Origin of the sequence: Aestuariimicrobium sp. p3-SID1156 (assembly GCF_025144225.1) — a bacterium.
Lineage (GTDB): Bacteria > Actinomycetota > Actinomycetes > Propionibacteriales > Propionibacteriaceae > Aestuariimicrobium.
In genome coordinates this window covers 140543-163427 of the sequence record NZ_JALXXB010000003.1, presented here as the reverse complement: position 1 = coordinate 163427, position 22885 = coordinate 140543, and the positions used below count along the sequence as shown (strand labels likewise).

Sequence of the window (22885 nt, the reverse complement as noted above, 5' to 3'; positions counted from 1 at the left end):
TCTTGCTACCCGCCGGGGAGCGTGTCACCGAACATTTCGGTGAGCGCCCCCAAGTCGAGGGAGTCGGTCAAGGCAGGCTCCGTAGCCTTCGCGGTGTTGTCCTTGCCCGTGTTGGGCTTGGTGCGGCGTTTGCGGCCACGCTTGGGTGCGGGGACCGGATCGGGGAGCACCACGTCGTCCGTGTCGGTGTCCAGGTCGGGGCCGCCTGCGAGGGTGTCGAGGCGTTTCGCGGACGCTGCGACGCGGTTGCGGAAGTGGACAGCGCCAGCGGTGATCGCGCGGTTCTCCCGCTCCACCTCCGAGCGGGCGTCCATGAACGCGCGATGCTCCTGCTCGGAGAGACGATCCACCCGCCATGCCCGACCGACGTATTCGTCGTCCTTGGTGAACACCTCAATGAAGTCGCGGCCCGCGGGCAGATGCCGAATGCGGTACCGCTTGCCGACGTGCGCGCCAGGTAAGACGTAGTGGGCTTTGCCGAACTGGATGCCGCTCTTGGTGACCATGTACGTGTGCTTGCTGGGGCTGAGCATCGCGTCCCGCAGTTCAGCTTCGGAGACGAAACGCTGCTCGGTCGGGTCTGCGGCGTACGCCTCCAACCGGGTCATCCCGCCCAGCCGCTCAACACGAATGGTCGTGTTGATTTCGTCTACCACTTCGGTGAGCGCGGCCTGCAGCGTTGCCATGCTCCACATGCGTTCCGGGTCCGCGTCCTTGCGAAGGTTCGCCACAACCGGCGCTGCCGTTCACGGGTGACGCCGCCGTGCAGGTAACCGGGCGCTCGCGCTGAGAGGCGGTCGTTGACGAGCTGGACGGCGCGTTCGGCTTTCCCGTTCATCCACGAGCTATACGGCGCGGAGGGACTGATGATCCAGCCGAGCTTCTTGGCGGCGTCGGTAACAACACCAGCAAGGTTCTCCCCGCCGTTGTCCACGACCAACTGTTCGGGCACACCGCCGAGCGTGATCCCGTGGTAGTCGTGCTTCGCGGCGGTTTCGATCAGGGCGGCGGCGACCATTTCTCCGGTCGGGCGGGTCGGCCACAGGAACGCGTGAATCAGGCCGGAGTAACCGTCTGTGGTGACGGTCAGGCCCGGCCTGATGGGGGTGCTGCTGCGATGGTCAGCGATGACCCACACGTCAGCGTCGGTGTGGTCGGCGTGAAGGGTGTGGTTGCGGTGCGGGGCGACACGGCGCAGGTACTGACGGTTCCGCACCAGCCCTTGGTAGCCCTCAAGGGCTCCGGCGACACGGGCGGGGTCAGTGCGCTGGATGGCGCGCATGAACGTGGGGTAGGACACGTCAACGATTCCTTTCCGGGTGAGCAGGCTCCATGTGGTGTGCGCGTCTCGGCAGTGGGCGTAGACGGCCAAGTGGAGGGTGTCGATCTCGAAACGGGACCGGCGAGGCGGGACACTGATCGGTTCGGGTTCGCCGTGCCCGTGGATGAGTTCGTCCACGGTTTCCGCGTCGTCCACAGGGGCGGCGGCCTGGTCGTCAGTGGTGTTGGCGGGGCGGGCGGCGAGCCAGCGGTAGACGGTGCGTTCGGTCACGCCGTGACGTTCCGCGACTTGCTTCACATGGTCGGTGAACGTGGCTGATCCGATGCCGAGACGGACGAGCTGGTCTACTGCCGCTTCCACGGAGTCGGTGGCTACATGCGCGGTCACAGGCCACCCCCAACGCTGGAGTTCGTCCCGTGCTCGGTTGTCAGGTTGGCGGGGTCGAGTTCGGAGCCGAACAATGGCGCGACTTCGCCGGTCGGGCGGATGATCCGCGACTCGGAACGTTGACCCAAGGTGATGAGCCGGACACCCGTGAACGAGTCCCCGAAGCAGTCAATGCCTGCGTCGACATACCGGTCCACTTGGGCGAGCACGGCAGCGGTGAGCGGATCATGCCCTTGGGTGGTTTTCAGTTCGTCGTAGAACCAGCCCGCGACGGGGTGGGACCAGAGCAGGTCAGCGCGGCCACCCCGTGCGGGCACCTCAGATCCTTGGAACGAGGCTGTGTGGGGCAGGTAGAGGCGCAGGTATTGGCGGACGAGCCCGGACACGCGGATGCGGGCACGACGCAGGTTCCCGTTCTCGCGACCGGCGACGAACACGGCCACGGCGGCTTCGATGAGGTCGTCGTCCTCCCCGGTGTAGGGGATGAGGGGCGCGAGCCTGGCGATGGTCGCGTGAACTTGCCGGCCTTGCCGTGTCGCGGTCCGGGCGGACGCTTGCGCTGGGGTGGGTTGGTTGTCCCAGATGGGGTAGGGGATGCCGAGGTCGTACAGGGACCCGTTCATGGCTGTTCCGTCGTCGGGTGGACCATGCAGGGTGAGTAGTTCTTGTGGATCGTGTACGAGGCTGACGGGCATCCAAAACCTCCCATAGTGTCCGAGATATAGGACACCCTCCCGTCCCGTCTCCTCCGGACGCAAGTCCCAACATGAACGGACGGGCCACCTCGTCCGCCCACCTCCGTAAGGTGGTCCACGTGAGTGAGCAGACCAACGCGTCGACGCCACGGGAGAGAACCCTCCCGCTGCGTGCCGCGCCCAACGACGGCCTGCCGAACTGGCCCGAAGGGGTCAGTCCAGACCCCGCTGCGGAGAAGGTCCGCCAGCTCGCCGCCACGCTCACAACGGTCATGGCCGAACGTGGGCTGTCCGCTCGTGCGGTCGCGAAACTCGCCGGCATTGGCGTCGGTACCGTCCAAGTGATCCAGCACGGGAACCGTTGGCCGGACACCCGCGCCGTTGCCCGCCTGGAAGTCGCGCTCAACACCGCCCTCTGGCCCGGACACAACCCCACCAACTAGGCGCATCGGCTGACCGCCTGGTGTGCGGTTCCTCCTGTTGAAGTTCTGCGTGTTCGTCATGCCATCGACGATCGCGAACCGGACGGACAGCTCGATGGCGACAAAATGACGACATGCGCGAACCCTTGACGCTTCGTGTCGGTTAGCGGTAGGTATCGGGTTGTCAGGAGCGTCAAACCAAGGGTGAACCCATGCCCCACACGAAAGTCATGTCGTCACTTTGTCGCCACCAGCGAGTGCCGTGACGTACCCCGATGGGGGCCGCTGCCCCGACTGCCGCGACACCGGAATGCCGAACGTCTGGCCCGCACCTGGCAGCACGTACTGCGCCGCGCACACCCGCGCCCGGCGTGCCCACCAGAAACGCCACCATAAACGCGTCGAACGCGCCCGCAAGGACGGGAAACCCCTCCCCGTGCCCGAGCCGTACGAGCCGCGCCCTGCCGCGTTCTACCCCGGTGCGTACCTCACCCCCAACCAAGTCAAGGAAGTCGCTGCTGCCCTCGCCACCGTCCGCAAAGCCGAGGACGCCGTACGGGACGCAATCCGTGCGAACGACCTACGCCGTCTCGGGCTCGCCGCCGATGAACTCCTTGACGCGGGCGGGGCGCTCCGTCAAACCCTCCGCCCGGTCGAGAGAGCGAACACACCGCGCGGCCCATCCCGGTACAACCCCAACCGAGGACGCACCCGCCGACCCCAGACCTAACCCAACCCCGGTCCGCGGTCACGGCCTGTGCGGCTGGCCGTCCGTGAATGTCGGTCCCGGCCGATACGTTCACGGTCGATAGCCTGACCTACGTGAACGGGAACACCATGACGATCACCCTGCCCGAGCTCGAAACACGGCTCTGGGCCGCAGCGAACGCGCTCCGCGGGCCGGTCGAACCAGCAGACTTCAAGACCTACGTGTTCCCCATGCTGTTCTGGAAGTGGATCAGCGACACGTACACGTGGGAACGCAACCAAGCAGTCGCCGAGTACGGCCCGGACGTGGACCCCGAAGTCGAAGCCGACTTCCACCGCTTCACCGTCCCTGACGGCACCCACTGGGACCAGGTGACCAAAGCGACCAGCAACCTTGGCGCGAAGATCAACACCGCGCTCGGCCGCATCCAGCAAGCCAACCCTGACACGCTCGCGGGCATCTTCGGAGACGCATCCTGGGGCAACAAGGACCGGCTCCCCGAGCACGCGCTCGTGAACCTCATCAGCGCGTTCGACGGGCTCGTCCTCAACCCCGACGAAGTCACCCACGACATGCTCGGCCAAGCCTACGAATACCTGCTGAAGAACTTCGCAGACCAGTCCGGTGTGAAAGCGGGCGAGTTCTTCACCCCACGCCAGGTCGTGAAACTTCTCGTCCGCTTGCTTGACCCGCAACCCGGCGAGTCCGTGTACGACCCCGCCTGCGGGACCGGCGGGATGCTCGTGGAGACGATCAACACCGTCCGTGAGGACGGCGGGGACACCCGCACGCTGCGCCTGTACGGGCAAGAGGTGAACCTCACCACGTCCGCGATCGCGCGCATGAACCTGTTCCTGCACGACATTGAGGACTTCAAAATCGCCCGCGGCGACACCCTCCGCCAACCCGCGCTCCGCAACCCTGACGGGTCGCTCAGCCAGTTCGATGTGGTCATCGCCAACCCGCCCTTTTCCCTCACGAACTGGGGTCACGAGACATGGGCGTCGGACCCTCGTGCGTTCTGCGGGGTACCACCCGCAGGCTTTGGTGACTGGGCGTGGATTCAGCACATGCTGGCGTCAACGTCGCGAGACCGCGGTCGAGTGGGCGTGGTGATGCCGCACGGCGTGCTCTTCCGCCAAGCGGAGGCTGCCATACGCACCTGCATCGTGAAGCAGGACATGTTGGAAGCGGTAATCGTCCTGGCGCCCAACCTCTTCTACTCAACGACGATCCCCGCCTGCCTTCTGCTGTTCCGCGCCGATAAATCGACGGAGGACGCTGGTCACGTCCTGTTCGTTGATGCCGCATCGCTGTACGAAAGGGGCAGGAACCAGAACCAACTGTCCGACCAGAACGTCGACGACGTGCTGAAAGCGTTCGGACAACGTGGGGAGGCGCAACAGGTTCGAAGTCGCGTTGTTCCGTTAGCGGAGATTCTGGCGAATGGTTGCGACCTCAACCCTGGACGGTACTTGGAGAGAGCGGAAGATGAAGTCCCATCGGTGGAGGAGGCGCTTGCCGAATACTCGATCGCTCGTGAAGTCCGTGTCGACACAGACGCCCACCTTCAGGCCGTCCTGAGCGCGTACGGGACGAAATGAGCTGTGCAAGCGAAGCCGTCTCGATCGCAGACATGGCTGAACTCGTCTCAGCGAAACGGTCCGATCCTCCGACCGACGCGCCGTATCTGGGCTTGGAGCACCTGGCGTCCAAGTTGGACGTTCCCGCGGCCTGGGGCGAGGCGCGCGACACAACGGGGACCGTCGTTCCCTTCGAGGCTGGCGACGTGCTGTTCGGGCGGCTGAGGCCCTACCTGCGCAAGGTGGCAGTTGCCGACAGGGCGGGGTTCTGTTCTCCCGAGATTCTGGTGTTTCGACCTCGACAGGGCGTTTCCAGCCGCTTCCTGCACACCCTGCTCAGCTCGGACCATGTAATCCAGCACGCGGTGGCGGTCAGCACAGGCAGCAGGATGCCCCGCACTGCTGCACGCGACATTCTCACGATCCGTCTGCGAGCGCCTGAGACCGAGGAAATCGCGAAGCTCGGTGCTCGCCTGGACGCTGTGAGTGAGCACCAAGCCACCCTGTCTGACGAGAGCAGTCACTTAGCCAAACTCCGCAGGTCGCTCGTAGCATCCCAATCGGCGGGGTGCGACCGGATACCGCTCGGCTCCTTGGCATCCGTCACGCAGGGCAAGAGTCTCCCAAAGGCTGTGCAAGGGCGCCGCACCGGCTCGGTATCTTGGTTCAAGATTGCGGACATGACCACGGCCAAGAACTTGTTCGGGTACACCGCTGCCGCCACTCAACTGGATTCCACGGAGATTGTTCGGCTCGGCGGGCGTGTAGCCCCGCTCGGCTCGGTTGTCTTTCCCCGCGTCGGGGCTGCGGTGCTCACGGAGAAAAAACGCATCCTCGACGTTGACGCGGCGGTGGACGAGAACCACATCGTGGTTACACCTCGCCCCGGCGTCTCACCGGAGGAGTTGTTGGCCTGCTTGGAGGTTCTATACCTCAGTGACTACGTGCAATCCGGCGCGGTTCCTTCCCTGAATCTCAAGCTCGTTGGAAGCATGTCAATGCCCTCATGGCTGACGGCAGGCGACGTTCTTGAGGGCGCCCTGGCGGCAACGCGTCAGCACGCGCGCGCTCTGTTTGCAGAACGTGAGGCGCTGGGCCGCGTTAGAGAGGCCATCGTCAGCGCGACTCTGGCGCCCGGATGGGGAACCGACCAAGGAGCAGCATGAGCAAGGGATTCTCAGAGGTACGCACCGTGCAGGCGTGGCTTGTGGAGCGGCTGGTTGAGCTGGGGTGGACGTACGTGCCGGGGGACAAGCTCGCTCGTGAGCGCACGGACGTGATCGTGGAGGACACGCTCATTGAAGCGTTGGAGGTCCTGAACAACGACCTGCACGGGTTCCCCGAACGTGTGGATGAGGTGCTGCCGGAGATCCGCGCACGGGTGCTCGCGGCGGCGACGGATGGGCTGGTGCCTGCGAACGAGGCGATGGTGACCCTGTTGCGTGGGGATCACACGGTCAAGTACGTCGGCACGGACAAGTACGTTCCGTTGCGGCTGATCGACTTCGAGAAGCTGGGCGAGAACGACTTTGTGGTCTCCGATGAGGTGACGTTCGGGCCGCCCGGTCGGGAGCGTCGCTATGACGTGGTGTTGTGGGTGAACGGCATCCCGCTGGTCGTGATCGAGACGAAGACCCCGGTGAACTCGTCGGTGTCGTGGTTGAACGGGGCACGGGACATTGCGAACGTGTACAGCGTGGAGGGGCCGACGTTCTTCGCTCCGAACGTGCTGTGCGCGGCGACGGACGGGAAGGAGTTCCATTACGGCGCGGTCGGGCAACCGGGCGAGCATTGGCTCATGTGGGGGTCCACACAGGACCCGTACTACTTGGACGGGATGCCGCGGGTCAGACGCTCCGTGGAGTTGCTGTTGACGCCAGCGCGGGTGTTGTCGATCCTGCGGGACTTCACGCTGTTTGAGGCAACCCCGGACGGTGGGAAGCGCAAGCTCATCCCCAGGTACCCGCAAGTGGAGGCCGCGGAGGCGATCCACCAGCGCGTGCTCGACGGGGGCCAGAAGGGCCTCATCTGGCACTACCAGGGCACGGGTAAGACCCTGCTCATGGGGTTCGCGGCGCTCATGCTCCTCAACGACGACAACGTGGGCGGGCCGACCGTGCTGGTCGTGCTCGACCGGCTCGACTTGGTCGAGCAGGTGGAGCGGCAGTTCCGCACCGTGGGCCTGCCCCGGCTCACGGTCGCGGGGTCGAAGGCGGAGCTCACGAAAGCGCTCACCGACGACAAACGCGGGATTGTGGTGACCACGATCTTCCGGTTCGAGGACGCCGGTGTCCTGAACGACCGGGACAACATCATCGTCATGGTTGACGAGGCGCACCGCACCCAAGAAGGCCAGCTCGGGGATCTCATGCGGGCCGCTCTCCCGAACGCCCGGTTCTTCGGCCTGACAGGTACGCCTATCTCGGACAAGGACAAGAACACGTTCAAACTGTTCGGTCACGAGGCCGACCCCGGCAGCGTGTTGAACACGTACAGCATGGAGCGTTCCATCGTGGACGGCGCATCCGTGCCTGTGCATGTGGAAACCCGCCTGATCAACTGGCATTTGGACAAGGACGCGCTCGACCAAGCGTTCGATGAGTTCGCGAACGAGGAGAACCTCACCGACGAGGAACGCGACGTGCTCGCCGGTCGGGCAGCACACGTGAAAACGCTCCTGCTCAACCCGGACCGGGTCGCCGCTGTGTGTGGCGACATTCTCGACCACTACGAAGCGAAGGTCGCCCCGCTCGGCATGAAAGGCCAAGTCGTCGCCTACGACCGTGAACTCGTTGTCGCGTACGAGACCGAACTGAACCGGCTCATCGGCGAGCGCGGCCTGCCATACGGGACAGCGGTGGTAATGACCGCGGGCGGGAAGGACGACCCTGCCGAGTGGGCCAAGTATGCGTTGACGCGGCAGCAGGAAGCGGACATCAAAGCCCGGTTCAACAAACCCGCAGTGGAGCCGACGCTGCTGGTCGTGACCGCGAAACTGCTCACCGGGTTCGACGCACCGATTGAGCAGGTCCTGTATCTGGATAAGCCGTTGCGTCGGCACACGCTGTTCCAAGCGATCACCCGCACGAACCGCAGGTACACGAACCCGGTCACGGGGCAGGAGAAGAACAACGGCCTGGTCGTGGACTACATCGGTGTGGGCAACCAGATCGCGCAAGCGTTGAAGGCCGCGGACCCGGAAGCGGGCGGGAAACGACCCGTGGACGTGAACACCCTCGCAGCGGAGTTCACCACGAAACTCGCCGCGTGTCTGGCCCGGTTCGACGGGATCGACCGGACCGACCATTCCTACGACGCGCTGTCCGCCGCGCTTGAACGCGTGAAAGACACAACTCAGCGGGACGCGTACGCACGCGAGTTCACCGCCGTGCAAACCCTGTGGGAGTTCCTGTGGCCCCATGACGACCTGAAACCGCACGAGGCCGACTACAAATGGCTCGCCCAAGTCTATGAGGCGTCCCGCCCGTCGAAGGTCTCCGACGCGTTGCTTTGGCACAGGTTGGGCGCGAAAACACTCGCGCTCGTGCACGGGCACATCACCAACGTCGCCGTCACCGGCACCGGGCTGGAGGAAGTGATCGTTGACCCGGACAGCATCGACGCGCTCCGCAAACTCGCTGAGCAAGGCACCCTTGACCTTGACCCCGACCGGGACTACGCGAAGCAGCCGATCACGCTGGACGAGGTGCTGGACACGATCGACGCGCGCATCAAGAAACGCCTCCACGCCTCCAACGGGCACCCCGTCTACGGCACCCTCGCAGAACAGATCGAAAAGCTCCGCCAGCAGGCCGTGCAGTCCGCCGCCGACAGCGTCGAGTTCCTGAAAAAGGCCCTCGACGTAGCGAAAACGGCGGTGAAGGCTGAGCGGTTGGAAGCGGACGGTCAACTGGACCAGGCGGCGCATCTGCTTGACCCGAACATTGGCGCGCTCACCCAGATCGTGAACGAATACAAACCAGACGGCACCCCCGTCGTCGTCGATGATGTGGTGCACGACATTGACACCATCGTCAAACAGGTTTCCTACTCCGGGTGGGCGGAGAACCAGTCCGGGGACCGGACCGTCCGCAAGGAACTCCGCTCCGTCCTGAAGAAGTACGCCCTCCCGCTCACAGGCGACCTGTTCGACCACGCCTACGCGTACGTCAGAGAGAACTACTGACCATGAACGACGCTGACGGCGCCAACGGGGAGAACCTGGAAGGCGAGGAGTCGCCCGTGCCGAGTGACGGTAAGGACGAATCTGACGCTTTCGCAACGTCTGACGATGCCGACGCGGAAGGCGAGAAGACCCGCGGGGATGGGTCGAAGAACGACCAGGGCGACGTAGCCCCGGAACCGAAACGGCGAAACCCGTCAGGCATACCTCCGGCGCAGCTCCGCGCCATCCAAGACATGGCAGCCCGGGCCAGCGCGTTCCCGCAGGCCGAGATCCGGCGCATCCTGCAGAACATGCCGACCATGAACGACAGATACGCCGAGATCGCCCGGCAGGCCGCGCGTGGGTTCCCCGCGTTGGACGTGTACCAGCGCCTCCCTCGCCTGACATTCGACGCGTCGTTCGCGAAGCTGAACAAGGACCTGTCGGAGAGTTATGCGCAACTCGCCAAGGGAATCCTCGCGGCAACGAAGCCGGACCTTGATGAGAACGTCAGACGCATCGTTGAGCGGCTGCAACAGTCGCTACAGGTTGACCCAGACCTGATCTCCCGTCTGCGGGAGAACATCGAACGACGGGTCCCAGAGAACGTCCGCGGACTGAGCGTCACCGACCTGCTCAAACTCGCGCTCCTAGCTGTCCCGCACAAGCTTGGTGTCTTCTATGCGCTCTCACCCGAACGCGTCCGTGAAGTGCTCGCCGCCGACACCGACCAACAGAAAGTGGACGAGCTGCTAGCAGGGTTCGCTGAACCGGACTGGGCCTACTTCGAGGGCGTGCTCGGGAAAGTCATCGAGACCAAGCCCGCACTGACCGGGCTGGCGACGTTACTCATGGAGGCTGTCGCGGCGCTCCGTGGCGGCTATCCCGCTGCGAGCCAAGCGCTCAGCACAGCCGTGTGGGACACGGCCATAAGCCAAGCCGCAGGCAAGGCCGGCAAAGCGGTGACCTACGCTAAGACGCTGGTGAAGGACGAGAAGGATCTGCTCGATAGCGACAGCCTGGACGACCTTTTCGAGTCCGGGGTCCACGCCCCGCTCGCTGCTGCGTACCAGACACCGAACAACTCACCGCTCTACTCCAGAAACGGGACAATCCACGCGGCCGCGCCACAGAAGTTCACGAAAGCCAACGCTGTCCGTGCTTTGACGATCGCAGTGGGCCTGGTCGCGTGGAGCGCTATGCACAAGAAGTAGCAGCCAGAATCGTAGGACGGTCCCTCTCGCTCGGACCCTTCCTACTGCTGGGCGTTAGGGAAACGTCATGCTCCCCGTGACAGTGTCCCGATCGTGACCGAGCTGTAACGGCCCCCTGCCATCGTCCGCGTGTTCGCGGTCGTGTGGACGCTCATGTCTGTGGCCGTGACGGGGTTCTTCACCTTCGGGTTGCTGGCGAGCGTGATCGTGGGGGAACTGCCTCTGGTTGTGTTTCCGCTGGTCGCCATTCCCGTGACCGTTGGTGTGGTTGCCGTACGGGTGGGCCTCAGCCTTTGGTACTCGGGCGTGTGGGCCGATGGAGATGCTCTCGTGCTGCAGCGCTTCGGAACCCGACGTATCCCGTGGACATCGGTGCGCGGCGCTCGACTGGTTCGCGACCCAGCACAAGCACGCACCGGGACGATGCTAGTTATCGTGACCGACACTGGCGACGAGCGTGTGTTGTGTTCCAGTCTCGTTACCGAAGCCCGAGCCGAGGAGATCAGCCGTAGCGTATGCGCGGCCAAACGCGCAGCGACCGAGTGAATCGCTCCGTTCGACTCAGCACAGCTGGACGCCGCATGGGAATGGTGCCGTCCTATATCTAGGACGCTATGGTCGACTGGTGCTCGGACATGACACCCCGGTGGAAGCCGCCCCAAGCGGCGGGCATGTCCACGAGATCATCACCCTCGGGAACCGCGCCACGGGGGACATGGTGCGGTGGGAGCAATGCGCGACCTGCCCCGAGACGCAGCCGACCACGACATGGACGGACGGCGCGGGGAACAGGCATCTGATCGCGGATGGGACTCACCTCACCATCCCGGCTGGGGTGTCGTTGGAGGAGTGGTGGGCTGCGCACGAATGGAACCCCGCAGACACGGACGACTCAACCACGTACGTGCCCGCCGACTTCGACGCGCTGCGGGAGCTGGACTCCCCGCACGGGCTGGACTGGCAGGAGCGTGACCAGTGGCTGCATCACGTGTCCGGTGACGTGTGGGCACCGGACATGACCGACGACGAGTACCTGGACATGCTCCGCCCGCTGGATGACGACGACGACAGCGACGGCCTGAAGGAGTAGCCAGGCAGGTTTGTCAGGGCGAGTCGATAGCCTGATCTCAGCCGACCAAACGTGGCTGACGAGATAGGCGGAACATGAGACTCAAGACGCTGTACATCCGGTTCTTCCGGTCCTTCAACTTCGACTACCTGCGCAAGAGCCGCGACGGGGCGGAGCCGGACGCGTGGGACGAACTGGGGGAGGACAGCAAGTTCTTCCCGTTCGTGCGTATCCCTCTGGAGTCCGACGTGACAACGGTGGTCGGCGCGAACGAGGCCGGAAAGAGCCAGTTGTTGTACGCGATCGAAGCGCTACTGACGGGCGAAGGTGCTGGTAAGGAGGACTTCTGCCGGTACTCCACTGAGTTCAACGAGGACGACGCACCCGACCTGCCCGAGTTCGGGGGCGAGTTCGTAGACCTGACCGATGAGGAACGTGCCGCCGTCGCAGGCATCAAAGACTGGGAACTGGCTGACTTCGAGTCGTTCCATTTGTTCCGCTTCCATGACCGGGTGGTTGTCTACGTGGGTGATGAGAGCGAAGAGTTGGAGGCGTTGCCCTCTACCGTTGTGCTGCCGAAGTCGTTCCGCATCGACGCTCGCATCCCCTTGCCGGACAGCATCGAGATCGCCTACCTCGCTGGGGAGCAGAACAGCAAGAGCCGCACCCGGCCGGCATGGCTGGACCGTATGCGTTGGGTCCGTGAACACCCCGAATCGCTGGAAGCGGCGGCCTCCGGGGCGAACCGCCCAACCTACGACGGGCCAGATGAGAACCCCGACGACGAACTGCTCGGGCAGTGGGAACTCGCCCGCCGCCTGCTCACGGACGTGGCTGGGATCACCGAAGGCGAGTTCGCGGAACTGAAGACCGCGGTCCACACCTCAGAGGGTTACGCCGAGGCGCTGGTGGACAAGATGAACCAGAAGCTCGCGGATTCCCTGAACTTCAAGCGCTGGTGGACACAAGACACGGACTTCGCCCTCCGTCTGCGCCTGCGGGACTTCGATCTCGTGTTCACGATCCGCGACCGCACCGGAAGCGACTACACGTTCAAGGAACGAAGCCAAGGGCTGAAGTACTTCCTCAGCTACTTCGTCCAGTACCTGTCCCACGACCCGGACGAGGAGGGTTTGCTGCTGCTCATGGACGAGCCAGACGCGTTCCTGTCCAACTCGGGCCAACAAGACCTCCTGCGCATCTTCGAGGCATTCGCTCACCCAGAAGACGACAGCGACCCCGTGCAGGTCGTCTACGTGACCCATTCACCGTTCCTGATCGACAAGAATCACGCCGAGCGCATCCGCGTGTTGGAGAAAGGCGAGGGCGAGGAAGGCACGCGGGTAGTCAAGAACGCAGGACGTAACCACTACGAGCCACTGCGTACCGCTCTGGGTGGGTTCGTCGCAGAAACGACGTTCATCAGCGCCTGCAACCTGCTGGTGGAGGGCCAAGCCGACCCGGTCCTCCTCGCAGGCGCAAGCTCCGTCGCCCGCAAGATCGCGCCCAACGGCAACGCTCTCGACCTGAACACGCTCACCCTCGTCCCCTGCGGCGGGTCAGGGAACGTTCCTTACATGGCCTACCTCGCACGAGGCCGCGATGAGGACAAACCCGCCGTCCTCGTCCTCGTCGACAACGACAAGGACGGACTGGATGCAGCCGAGGCGATCCGCGACATGGAGGGACTCCTGCCCGACTCTCTCGTGTTCACCGTCGCCGCGACCGACGAAGGTGACGACCGAGAAGGGATCGAGGAACTGGAAGACCTCATCCCCATCTCCCTCGCCAACGACGCCGTCCAGCAACTCGCAAAGACCGTCCTCTCACGACAGGACGCAGAGAAGTTCTGTGCAGCATGGAAGCCCGTCAAAGCCGAGGCGGGGCAGAAGCTGTTCAAACGGCTGCAGGCCGCATCGAAAGATGCCAGCACGAGCGCCGGGCTCACGCGACCGTTGGGGCTCGACAAGGTCGCCTTCGCGCGAAGCGTCATCGACCTCGCTCTGGACAAGGAGGCAACCAAGAAGATCCAGAGCGAGTTGTACGAGAACTTCCGACCGCTCCTGGCAGTGATCGAACAGAAGCAGCGCGAGGCCATGCGCGACCACGCCCACGCGAAGATTTCGACCATCCTCAAACGGCTTCGCAAGAACTTCGTGCGGGACCACCCGAACGCCATCCGCAAGAACGAAGCCACCGCGCTGCTGGAGGGCATCGAAGCGCAACTCCCACGTGACGCAGCAGAGGCCGACAGCGTGCTGGACGCTATGCGCAGGATCAGCCGGGACCTCAAGCTGTCCGACGAGCCACGTGCCCTGCTCGCTGACCCCCAAGCGTTCCGCGACGCACTGGACACCCTCGTCTACGGTGTGACCAACTCAGTCCAAGCGCAGTGACAGGCAAGTGAGAACTGGAACGACAACTGGATGAGAACTGGCAGCTGATCGGCCCCGAGCAACACAGAGGCCGCCGTCCCCTCGGGGCGGCGGCCTCTGCCGTAGGGCGAACAGGCGGTCAGTCGATCACTTGCCGAACACGTCCAGCTTGTTGAACTTCTCTGCGAGCAGGTAGTAGACGGCCACCCGTGACTTGTGGCGGTCACCCTTCATGGCAGCGTCAACCTCGGCGAGGGCCGCATCCATGGCGGCCTCGTCGGTGATGCCCAGCTTCTTCTTCAGGAAGTTGGTCTTCACGGTCTCGCGTTCGGTCGCGTCCCCGAGGGCCACCACGGCCGAGTCGGGCTTGGAGAGCACCAGAGCATAGGTGCGAAGCATGGAGGCGATGACGTCGTCGTCAGCCTGTGGAGCGTACTTCTTGATGGCCGCTGCGTGATCAGCCATGGATCACCCTTTCACCTGCGGATCCGGCCCTGTGCCGAACCCTGTACGGCCAAGCCTAGAGCCCACCACCTGCGGCTGGAAGGGTGGTGAAACGCTGTCAGGGGCCCCGCCGCCTATGCTGGCCCGGTGCGGGATGTACTCAACGGCTTCGCGACCATCTGGATGGTCATCGGGGTCGGCTGGGTGCTCGCCGACCGGCGCATCCTCGACGAACGCGCCCAGGACACCCTCTCCCGCGTGAGCTTCTTCGTCGGGTCCCCAGCCCTGCTCTTCCTGATGCTCGCGAAGGCAGACCTTGGCCGTGTCTTTTCCGAGAACGTGATCGTCACCGTGCTGGCGACCTGCTCCGCCGGACTTCTCCACCTCCTCCTGGCGTCCACGCTCCTGCGCGCGAGTCAATCCCTCGGACGCCCAGAGCTGGTGCTGGGGACTGCCTGCGCCTGCTACGTGAACGCTGCCAACCTGGGCCTGCCGATCGCCGCCTTCGTCCTCAAGGACGCGAGCTGGGTGGCCCCGGTCCTCCTGCTGCAGGTGGGTGTCCTGCAGCCGCTGGCACTCAGTCTCCTGGACGCCGACCTGAACAGCGGCGCCCCGGCCTCCCGCAGCCCGTGGGCCTATGTGTCCCTCCCGTTCCGGAACCCCATGACGGTGGGGACACTGGCGGGGCTGGTGGTCAACGTGCTGGGTCTGCGGGTGCCGACCGTCCTGTCCCCTCCCCTGGAACTCCTGGCCGCCCTCTCGATCCCCGGCATGCTGTTGGCCTTCGGCATGTCACTGCGTACCGGGCCACTGCCGGGCAAGGGACCTGATGCGCCGCAGACCGCGCTGGCGGTGGGCATCAAGCTGCTGGTCCACCCACTGATCGCCTGGGGTCTGGCGGTTGCCTTCCAGCTGCCCGGTCCCACGACCCTTGCGGTGGTGGTGCTGGCCGGGCTGCCCACCGCGCAGAACGTCTTCGTCTGGGCCTCCCGCTACGGCCGTGGCGTGGTCCTGGTCAGGGACGCCGTCTTCATCACCACCATCGCCTCGCTACCCACCGTGGCGTTGTTCTCTGCGCTGGTGCACTGACACCCACCTCTGACACCCACCTCTGGCACCCACCTCAGCGCCGACCGTGCCGCGTCCTTGAGGGAGACCGGCCGTTGTGGTTGGGTGAGGGTGGAGGTGGCCGCCTGATGGACAGTCCCGAGTTCGACATCGACCGCAGCATTGCCAGCGCCTGGGAGGAGTTCACCGACCGCCTGGCCGAGGTGGTCTCCGTCATCGACGACGGGGACAGCCTGACCCTCGGCACCAGCAGCACCGAGCCCGCACCCTTCATCAGGTTCACCCACCTCGAGGGGGAGCCTGATCGGGTCATGATGGAAGCCTGCCCCTGCACCTCCGGTCAGCGACACAGGCTGTTCACCGACAGGGAGTGCGAGGCGCTGGTGGGCGCTGGCTGGGAGCGTCCACGCCCGGGCACCGAGTGCTTCTGGCGAATCGCCGACCAGGAGGACGCCCCGACCTTGGCCGCGCTGGCCACCGACACGCTGTGGAACATCGTGGGCGTCCAGCATCCTGTCTTCCTGGCCCCCGACCAGCTGGCCGAAGTGCTCACCCTCGAGGGCGCTGCTGACGACCCGACCGCCGGCGAAACCAGCGCGGCCGTGTCGCCGACCCCGCTGTCGGGCCGTGAACTGGTCGCCGTGATGCCGCGCGACCGCGCCCACCTCGACGAACTGGTCGCCGAGGAGTTCAGCCACCTCTACGGCCATCCACCGGTCCGCGATGCTGATGGTGACATCACCATTCGTGTCGGCTCGGGCATGGTCTTCGTGCGCACCAGCCCGCAGGCCGACGAGGTGGTCCTGTTCTCCCCGATCGTGCACGACGTGGAGGGCCGGTCCCGCGCGACAGAGGTGCTGAACGACCTGAACGTGGAGGCACGGCGCGGGCGATTCGCCCTCCACCGCGACCGGGTCCTGGTCAGCACATCGCTGCCGGCCAAGCCCTTCGTGCCCGCCCACCTCCACCAGGCCGTGGAGGACTTCAATCGACTGGTCGACGAGATTGACGAGCTCCTGGCCGAGAAGCTGCGGGGACGCACCACGTTCAGCGACCCGGCCTGATCCCCGGTGCCCGTTCCGAACGCGCGTGCATAGACTGGGGGGACCACCGACGGAGGGTTGATGATGACCAGCGAGAGCACGGATCCCGGCGCATTCGGAGTGCTGGAGGAGTCGGAGTGCTACGCCCTCCTCCACGAGGGTGTGATCGGTCGGATCGCGTTCACCGGACCCCGCCTCATGGTGCTGCCCATCACCTACGCCTGGATCGAGGGGCGGATTGTCTTCCGCACCTCGCCCGCCTCCTCATTGGCGAATCTCATCGGTCAGGACGTCGTCTTCGAGCTTGATGACCTCGACATCGAGACCGGCGTGGGGTGGAGTCTCGTCGTCGAGGGTCGTGTCGAGAACTGTGAGCCCGAGCTCGCCGCTGGGCTACGGCCGTGGGCCTCGGGTGAGCGGAGCCTTGCGCTGGCCATTCGTCCGCGATCGGTGAGTGGACGCACAGTCTCGCGCCCGGAAGGGGTGTGATCCATGTCTGAGGAACGGATTGTGGCCGGCGTTGACGGCTCCGCCGATGGGCTGCGGGCCGTCGAGTACGCCACCCGCGCGTGCCTGCTCACCGGCGCCACCCTGCACCTAGTCCATGCCGTCGACGATGCGGTGATGGCCGGCGCCTGGGGGGTCGTGCAGGACGCTGCCGTGATGGAGCAGGTCGGCCGCGAGTGGACCGCCGAGGCGGTCACGGCCGCCCAGGCGCTCGGCCTGCCCGCCGACCGCATCCGCTCTGACGTCATGGTCGGCAACGCCACCAGCGTCCTGTCCCACGCCAGTGAGGGGGCCCTGCGCCTGGTCGTGGGACGCCGACGGTTGAGCGGTTTGGAACGCATGTTCGTGGGCTCCACCTCGGCCTCCCTCGCCGCCGTGGCCCGCTGCCCGATTGTGGTCATCTCGGCCGCGTCCAACCCCCACGAGACCCGCCGCCATGGCCGCATCGCCGTCGGCGTCGACAGCGATGGCCGCAGTGACCACACCCTCGCCGCGGCCTGGCGGGAGGCGCAGGTGCGCGAGGCCACCCTGGTGGTCACCCACATCCAGCCGCCGGTACCGGTGGGCATGTTCGGTGGCTACCGACTCACCGACGACGCGCAGCGGGAATTGCTGACCGCAGGTCGGGAAGCCATCGACGAGATGGTCGCTCGCGTCATCGGACCCGATCCTGCCCACCCGGTCCACATCCTGGTGGCCCCCGGCGATCCGGTGGATCGCATGGTGGACCTCTCGCGGGATGTGGACCTGTTGGTGCTCGGAATGAGGCCGCCCAAGGGCTTGGGCATCGCCATCGGTGGGCTCAGCCGCGCGGTCATGGCCCACGCGCAGGCGCCCCTGATGATCGTGCACTCCGCCTGACCTCCTTCGTCAAAAGCAAGGCGCCGGTCGGAAGGACCCCGGGGTGGGTCCTTGCCCCAACGACTAGGCTGGACCGGTCATGAGCGAACAGAGCAGCCGGCCCCGCCCCAGCAGTGAGTCCGGGCCTGTCATCGAGTTCGACCCGGCCCTGCCGATCAGCGCCCACGTCGAGGAGATCGCCGACCTGATCCGCGACCACCAGGTCGTCGTGGTGGCCGGTGAGACCGGCTCTGGCAAGACCACTCAGCTGCCCAAGATCGCCCTCCAGCTCGGACGCCACCGCATCGCCCACACCCAGCCACGCCGCATCGCCGCCCGCTCGGTGGCCGAACGCATCGCCGAGGAGATGCACGTCGAACTCGGCCATGAGGTCGGCTACCGCGTCCGGTTCACCCGCAAGTCGACCCGGGACACCCAGCTGACGCTGATGACCGACGGTGTGCTGCTGGCCGAGATCACCCACGATCGTGACCTGCGCCGCTATGACACGATCATCATCGACGAGGCGCACGAACGCAGCCTCAACATCGACTTTCTACTCGGCTACCTGAAGCAGCTGCTCGCACGTCGCCCCGACCTCAAGGTCCTGATCACCTCCGCCACCATCGACACCGCCCGCTTCAGCGAGCACTTCGACAACGCCCCGATCGTCGAGGTGTCAGGGCGCACCTACCCGGTCGAGCTGCGCTATCGACCGATGGGCGGCGATGACGCCCACGAGGACGCAGACCAGAACGCGGCGATCTGCTCCGCCCTCACCGAACTGATGGCTGCCGGACCTGGCGATGTCCTGGTCTTTCTCTCCGGGGAGCGCGAGATCCGTGACGCCGCCGAGGCCATCGCCGGCATGAAACTGCCCGACCTGGACGTCCTGCCCCTCTATGCACGCCTGTCTGCTGCCGAACAGAGCCGGGTCTTCCAGGCCCACCAGGGGCGTCGCGTGGTACTGGCCACCAATGTCGCCGAGACCTCGCTGACGGTGCCCGGGATCCGCTACGTCATCGACCCGGGCACGGCCCGCATTTCGCGCTATTCCGCCCGCACCAAGGTGCAGCGCCTGCCCATCGAACCGGTCAGCCAGGCCAGCGCCAACCAGCGCGCCGGACGCTGCGGACGCGTCGCTCCCGGCATCTGCATCCGGCTCTACTCGGAGGAGGACTTCCTCAGCCGCCCCGAGTTCACCGAACCGGAGATCCTGCGCACCAACCTCGCCTCGGTGATCCTCCAGATGGCCCAGGCCCGTCTGGGTGCGATCCAGAACTTCCCCTTCGTGGAGGCGCCGGACTCCTCCCAGATCAACGACGGCATCCGCCTGCTGGAGGAACTCGGGGCACTCAAGCCGGGCCACCGCCAGGACGTGCGGCTCACCCACGTCGGCCACCAGCTGGCTCGGATCCCCGTCGATCCGCGGTTGGCACGCATGCTGGTCGAGGCCGAACGCCTGAACTGCCTGGCCGAAGTCCAGGTCATCGTCGCCGCGCTCGCCATCCCCGATGTGCGCGAACGGCCCGCCGAGCACCGGCAGCAGGCCGACGCCCTGCACGCCCGTTTCCACACTGAGGTGCCGGCCCTCCAGGAGCCCGACGAGCGAACCGATCAGCGCCAGCCGCTGCGGCACACCGCCCACACCAACACCCGCAAGGAGGACACCTCCCCGCGACCCGCCGAGGGCGGCGATGTCCTCGCCATCCTGCGACTGTGGCGCTACCTGCAGGACCGCCGCGCCAGCCTGTCCGGCAACGCCTTCCGTCGCCTCTGCCGTGAGGAGTTCATCAACTTCCTGCGCGTGCGCGAATGGGAGGACCTCAACGCCCAGCTGCGCGACATCGGCAAGGAACTGGACTGGAAGCGCAATCGCGATGCCGCGCCCGGCAGCGCCGTGCTGACGGCGATCCTCTCCGGCCTGCTCTCGCACGTTGGCCTGCTGGACGTGCGCGAAACCAAGCCCGCACCAGGAAAGCAGGGTGGCCGGAACTCGCGGCGTCCCGGGCCGCGCGAGTACATCGGTGCCCGCAATGCTCGTTTCGCGATCAACCCGGGCTCTGCGCTCGCCCGCGTCAACCCGCCGCTGGTCATGGCCGTCGAGCTCGTCGAGACCACCCGGCTGTGGGCGCGCACGGTCGCCGAGATCAACGCCGACTGGATCGAGCAGGTGGGCGGCCACGCGCTGAAGTCCCATTACTCCGAACCGCACTGGTCCTCCAGCTCCGCCTCTGTGGTGGCCTACGAGAAGGTCTCGCTCTACGGCGTCCCGATCATCGCCGACCGCCGCGTCGACTATGGACGCCTCCATCCTGCCGAGGCGCGCCAGATCTTCCTGCGCCAGGGGCTGGTCGGAGGGGGCTGGGCCACCCGCCACCCCTTCGCAGCGCACAACGCGGCAGTGCGCGAGGAGGCCGAGGCCCTCGAGGAGCGCACCCGACGACGCGACCTGCTCGTTGATGACCAGACGATCTACGACTTCTACGACCGCCGGATCCCCTCCGAGGTGTATTCCGGCGCCACCTTCGACGCCTGGTGGCGGCGCCTCGACAAGCCCCACCTGCTCGACTTGACCCTGGCTGACCTGATGCGTGATGAAGTCGAGGGCCCGGACGCCAGCGAGTTCCCCGACCACTGGGACGTCAACGGTCTGGAACTCCCGGTGACCTACGTCTTCGACCCCGGGTCGGGGCATGACGGGGTGACCGTGACGATCCCGCTGGCGCAGATCAACCAGCTCACCGCCGAACCGTTCAGCTGGCAGGTGCCCGGACTGCGCCACGAGTTGGCCACCGAGCTGATCCGATCGCTGCCGAAGGGGGTGCGGCGCAACTTCGTGCCCGCCCCCGACCATGCCCACCGTGCGCTCGGCTGGTTGGCCGCCAACCAGCCCGACCGCTCCCGTCGTTTCGCCGACGAGCTGGGTCGTGCGCTGCGGGCGCTGACCGGCGAGATCGTGGAGCCGGCGGACTGGAACCCGAGCGCGGTCCCCGCGCACCTGCAGGTCTCCTTCCAGGTCGTGGGGGAGGGCACCCCGAAGCAGGCCACCAAGGACTTCTCGTCGCTGCGTGAACTGCTGGCCGGTCAGGTCAGCAAGGTGCTCACCAGGGCAGCCTCCAGTCAGCGGGTCACCGGCCAGACCGACTGGACCTTCGGCGAGATCCCCCGCGAGCGGAAACTCTCTCGCGGGGGTGCGGACGCCATCGGCTACCCGGCGTTGGCCGACGAGGGATCCAGCGTGGGGCTGGTCGTCCTCGACAGTCCCCAGCGACAGACCACCTCGCACAGCAGGGGAGTCAGGCGCCTGCTGGTGCTCACCAACCCCGACCCGACCAACTGGGTGGTCTCCCACCTGCCCAACATCGAGAAGGTCGCGCTGGCCCATTCGCCATACCTGAACGTGCCCGCCCTGCTCGCAGATGCCCGACTCAAGGCGGTCGACGCCCTGGCCCGGGCCATTGACCCCGACCTGGCCTCGATCCGCACCCAGGAGGCCTACCAACGGCTGGCACTCGAGGTGCGACAGGGCCAGGCCGATCGGATGAAGCAGGTGGTCAGCATCGCCGCGCAGACTCTCACCCAGCGCCTGGACGCGCTGGAGGCGATCGAAACCCTGCCGGCAGGCAGCCCGATCCGGCTCGACCTGGAACAACAGCTCGCGAACCTGGTCTTCCCACACTTCATCTCGGCCACGCCGGACCCCTGGTACCAGCACCTGCCGCGCTACGTAAAGGGCATGGCCCTCCGGGTGGCTGCCTGGCGCGGCAACCCGAACAGGGACGCCCAGAACCTGGAGGTGATCGAGGATCTGGAAGCCGAGTACGCCGATCTGGTCGATGCCCAGCCTGAGGGCCCGCTCCCTGCTACCGTGGAGGAGGTCGCCTTCCTCCTCGAAGAGCTACGCATCAGCCTGTTCGCCCAGCAGCTGCGGGCCTCAGTGCCCATTTCCCCCAAGCGCGTCCGCACAGCCATCACGAAACTGCGCTGAGAGGCGCGTGGTCAGGGACGCGGCGCGTCTCGCTGTGAGGGACGCCAGCCCTCGCGGGCCGCCGAACCCCCTCTGCATGCCAAGGTGGGCAGGTGACCACTGATCCTGACGCCCTGAATCCCGTCCACCGGAACCCCGCCCCCACGTCCACCGCGGAGCAGGCTGACGAACTCGTCCGCATGCTCACCCTGCACCAGACCGAGGACTACATCTTCGCGGACCCATCGGTCCATGCCGGGACCGAGCGGGAGAACCAGCGAACCTTCGGTGGGCAGGTGCTGGCCCAGGCACTGATGGCGGCCTCGCGGACCGTGGGGGAGGACCGGAGCTGTCACTCCTTCCACTGCTACTTCCTGCGCCCCGGCAGCAATGCCAAGCCGATCACCTACAAGGTCGAGGGTACCCGCGATGCGCGTTCCTTCAGCCAACGCCGGGTGAATGCCTACCAGGACGAGAAGCTGATGTTCACCCTCACCAGCAGCCACCACATCACCGAGTCCGGCTTCGAGCATTCTGACAAGGTGCCCGGGGGCACCCCCGGTCCGGAGGACTGCCCCACCATGGCCGAGGTATTGCGCGATCGTTTCGGCGGTGGCGCCGAGCAGTGGATCGCCTGGCGAGGCCTCGACGTCCGCTATGCCGGTGACTCGGGCAGCGTGGGCAGCGACTCGCACTCCTCACACATGCGCGTGTGGGTGAGGGTGGCCGCCGAATTGCCCGATGACGTGCGCCTGCACCAGTCCCTGGCTGCCTACATCAGCGACCTCACCATTCTGAGCGTGGCGACCATCCCACATCAGGTGCCGATCCTTGCTCCCAACCTGCAGGCTGCCTCCGTGGACCACGCCATGTGGTTCCACCGACCCATCAAGGCCGACCAGTGGCTTCTGCATGACCAGATCTCGCCCTCGGCCTCCGCTGCGCGCGGCTTCTCCTCGGGCCGGATCTTCCAGCACGGGGCGATGGCGTCCTCGGTCTGCCAGGAGGGCCTGCTGCGTCTGGTCGATGAGCCGGTCGCCAACCGTGCACTGTGACGCCCGTTCGACGCCATGACCGCAGACAACGACAGGGGACGCCCAGCTGTGGGCGTC

Annotated in this window: 19 protein-coding genes; 15 read left to right on the top strand and 4 right to left on the bottom strand. The window is 65.9% G+C overall.

What is annotated here, in order from left to right:
- Window positions 1–5 precede the first annotated feature (5 nt).
- Genes M3G03_RS05935 through M3G03_RS05925 form a run of 3 tightly spaced genes read right to left on the bottom strand, consistent with a single transcriptional unit; the run spans window position 6 to window position 2292 of the window.
- Window positions 6–686 carry a hypothetical protein gene (locus tag M3G03_RS05935; protein WP_259808764.1) on the bottom strand — a complete coding sequence of 227 codons (681 nt, stop codon included), beginning with the start codon at window positions 684–686 and terminating at the stop codon, window positions 6–8.
- Window positions 650–1669, bottom strand: coding sequence for a hypothetical protein (locus tag M3G03_RS05930; RefSeq protein WP_259808763.1), 1020 nt, complete (start codon window positions 1667–1669; stop codon window positions 650–652). Before M3G03_RS05930 ends, M3G03_RS05935 begins: the two co-directional genes overlap by 37 nt.
- Window positions 1666–2292, bottom strand: coding sequence for a hypothetical protein (locus M3G03_RS05925; RefSeq protein ID WP_259808762.1), 627 nt, complete (start codon window positions 2290–2292; stop codon window positions 1666–1668). The genes M3G03_RS05930 and M3G03_RS05925 overlap by 4 nt, the downstream gene beginning before the upstream one ends.
- Window positions 2293–2483: 191 nt before the next feature.
- On the opposite strand from M3G03_RS05925, the gene M3G03_RS05920 reads away from it, so the two are divergent.
- From M3G03_RS05920 to M3G03_RS05880, 9 genes are all read left to right on the top strand, one after another.
- Complete coding sequence (locus M3G03_RS05920) at window positions 2484–2807, top strand: helix-turn-helix transcriptional regulator (protein ID WP_259808761.1); 324 nt, start codon at window positions 2484–2486, stop codon at window positions 2805–2807.
- 415 nt (window positions 2808–3222) lie between these two features.
- Window positions 3223–3516 (top strand): YfbM family protein, encoded by a 294-nt coding sequence (locus M3G03_RS05915; protein ID WP_259808760.1) that lies wholly within the window; start codon window positions 3223–3225, stop codon window positions 3514–3516.
- A gap of 92 nt (window positions 3517–3608) precedes the next feature.
- Window positions 3609–5099 carry a class I SAM-dependent DNA methyltransferase gene (locus M3G03_RS05910; RefSeq protein ID WP_259808759.1) on the top strand — a complete coding sequence of 497 codons (1491 nt, stop codon included), beginning with the start codon at window positions 3609–3611 and terminating at the stop codon, window positions 5097–5099.
- Between the two features lie 32 nt (window positions 5100–5131).
- The gene (locus M3G03_RS05905) at window positions 5132–6244 is read left to right on the top strand and encodes a hypothetical protein (protein WP_259808758.1); all 1113 of its coding nucleotides are present in this window, start codon (window positions 5132–5134) and stop codon (window positions 6242–6244) included.
- Window positions 6241–9264, top strand: a complete 3024-nt coding sequence (locus M3G03_RS05900) for a type I restriction endonuclease subunit R (protein ID WP_259808757.1) — start codon at window positions 6241–6243, stop codon at window positions 9262–9264. Before M3G03_RS05905 ends, M3G03_RS05900 begins: the two co-directional genes overlap by 4 nt.
- A gap of 2 nt (window positions 9265–9266) precedes the next feature.
- A complete protein-coding gene (locus M3G03_RS05895; RefSeq protein ID WP_259808756.1) occupies window positions 9267–10457 on the top strand; it encodes a hypothetical protein in 1191 nt (396 codons plus the stop codon).
- 153 nt (window positions 10458–10610) lie between these two features.
- On the top strand, window positions 10611–11003 hold the full coding sequence (locus M3G03_RS05890) for a hypothetical protein (RefSeq protein ID WP_259808755.1): 393 nt from the start codon (window positions 10611–10613) through the stop codon (window positions 11001–11003).
- 79 nt (window positions 11004–11082) lie between these two features.
- Window positions 11083–11547, top strand: coding sequence for a hypothetical protein (locus M3G03_RS05885; protein ID WP_259808754.1), 465 nt, complete (start codon window positions 11083–11085; stop codon window positions 11545–11547).
- A 74-nt stretch (window positions 11548–11621) separates the two neighbouring features.
- Window positions 11622–13922 carry an AAA family ATPase gene (locus M3G03_RS05880; RefSeq protein ID WP_259808753.1) on the top strand — a complete coding sequence of 767 codons (2301 nt, stop codon included), beginning with the start codon at window positions 11622–11624 and terminating at the stop codon, window positions 13920–13922.
- 126 nt (window positions 13923–14048) lie between these two features.
- Here the strand turns inward: M3G03_RS05880 and M3G03_RS05875 are convergent, their stop codons facing one another.
- Window positions 14049–14366, bottom strand: coding sequence for a DUF2853 family protein (locus M3G03_RS05875; protein WP_259808752.1), 318 nt, complete (start codon window positions 14364–14366; stop codon window positions 14049–14051).
- 126 nt (window positions 14367–14492) lie between these two features.
- Between M3G03_RS05875 and M3G03_RS05870 the strand changes: the two genes are divergently transcribed.
- The 6 genes from M3G03_RS05870 to M3G03_RS05845 all read left to right on the top strand — a co-directional run bounded on the left by M3G03_RS05870 (window position 14493) and on the right by M3G03_RS05845 (window position 22828).
- Window positions 14493–15434, top strand: a complete 942-nt coding sequence (locus tag M3G03_RS05870; protein ID WP_259808751.1) for an AEC family transporter — start codon at window positions 14493–14495, stop codon at window positions 15432–15434.
- A gap of 107 nt (window positions 15435–15541) precedes the next feature.
- On the top strand, window positions 15542–16477 hold the full coding sequence (locus M3G03_RS05865) for a YbjN domain-containing protein (RefSeq protein WP_259808750.1): 936 nt from the start codon (window positions 15542–15544) through the stop codon (window positions 16475–16477).
- A 63-nt stretch (window positions 16478–16540) separates the two neighbouring features.
- The gene (locus tag M3G03_RS05860; protein ID WP_259808749.1) at window positions 16541–16945 is read left to right on the top strand and encodes a pyridoxamine 5'-phosphate oxidase family protein; all 405 of its coding nucleotides are present in this window, start codon (window positions 16541–16543) and stop codon (window positions 16943–16945) included.
- A 3-nt stretch (window positions 16946–16948) separates the two neighbouring features.
- Window positions 16949–17824 (top strand): universal stress protein, encoded by an 876-nt coding sequence (locus M3G03_RS05855; RefSeq protein WP_259808748.1) that lies wholly within the window; start codon window positions 16949–16951, stop codon window positions 17822–17824.
- Between the two features lie 79 nt (window positions 17825–17903).
- A complete protein-coding gene (hrpA, locus tag M3G03_RS05850; protein ID WP_259808747.1) occupies window positions 17904–21794 on the top strand; it encodes an ATP-dependent RNA helicase HrpA in 3891 nt (1296 codons plus the stop codon).
- Window positions 21795–21886: 92 nt separating this feature from the next.
- The gene (locus M3G03_RS05845) at window positions 21887–22828 is read left to right on the top strand and encodes an acyl-CoA thioesterase II (RefSeq protein WP_259808746.1); all 942 of its coding nucleotides are present in this window, start codon (window positions 21887–21889) and stop codon (window positions 22826–22828) included.
- The last annotated feature ends 57 nt before the right edge of the window (window positions 22829–22885 follow it).

Excerpts from the sequence above, each read along its gene's own strand:
- M3G03_RS05935 (WP_259808764.1), bottom strand. The coding sequence starts at position 686 with ATGGCAACGCTGCAGGCCGCGCTCACCGAAGTGGTAGACGAAATCAAC.
- M3G03_RS05855 (WP_259808748.1), top strand. The coding sequence starts at position 16,949 with ATGTCTGAGGAACGGATTGTGGCCGGCGTTGACGGCTCCGCCGATGGG.
- M3G03_RS05895 (WP_259808756.1), top strand. The coding sequence starts at position 9,267 with ATGAACGACGCTGACGGCGCCAACGGGGAGAACCTGGAAGGCGAGGAG.
- M3G03_RS05860 (WP_259808749.1), top strand. The coding sequence starts at position 16,541 with ATGACCAGCGAGAGCACGGATCCCGGCGCATTCGGAGTGCTGGAGGAG.
- M3G03_RS05875 (WP_259808752.1), bottom strand. The coding sequence starts at position 14,366 with ATGGCTGATCACGCAGCGGCCATCAAGAAGTACGCTCCACAGGCTGAC.
- M3G03_RS05865 (WP_259808750.1), top strand. The coding sequence starts at position 15,542 with ATGGACAGTCCCGAGTTCGACATCGACCGCAGCATTGCCAGCGCCTGG.
- M3G03_RS05890 (WP_259808755.1), top strand. The coding sequence starts at position 10,611 with ATGTCTGTGGCCGTGACGGGGTTCTTCACCTTCGGGTTGCTGGCGAGC.
- M3G03_RS05905 (WP_259808758.1), top strand. The coding sequence starts at position 5,132 with ATGGCTGAACTCGTCTCAGCGAAACGGTCCGATCCTCCGACCGACGCG.
- hrpA (WP_259808747.1), top strand. The coding sequence starts at position 17,904 with ATGAGCGAACAGAGCAGCCGGCCCCGCCCCAGCAGTGAGTCCGGGCCT.
- M3G03_RS05900 (WP_259808757.1), top strand. The coding sequence starts at position 6,241 with ATGAGCAAGGGATTCTCAGAGGTACGCACCGTGCAGGCGTGGCTTGTG.
- M3G03_RS05925 (WP_259808762.1), bottom strand. The coding sequence starts at position 2,292 with ATGAACGGGTCCCTGTACGACCTCGGCATCCCCTACCCCATCTGGGAC.
- M3G03_RS05880 (WP_259808753.1), top strand. The coding sequence starts at position 11,622 with ATGAGACTCAAGACGCTGTACATCCGGTTCTTCCGGTCCTTCAACTTC.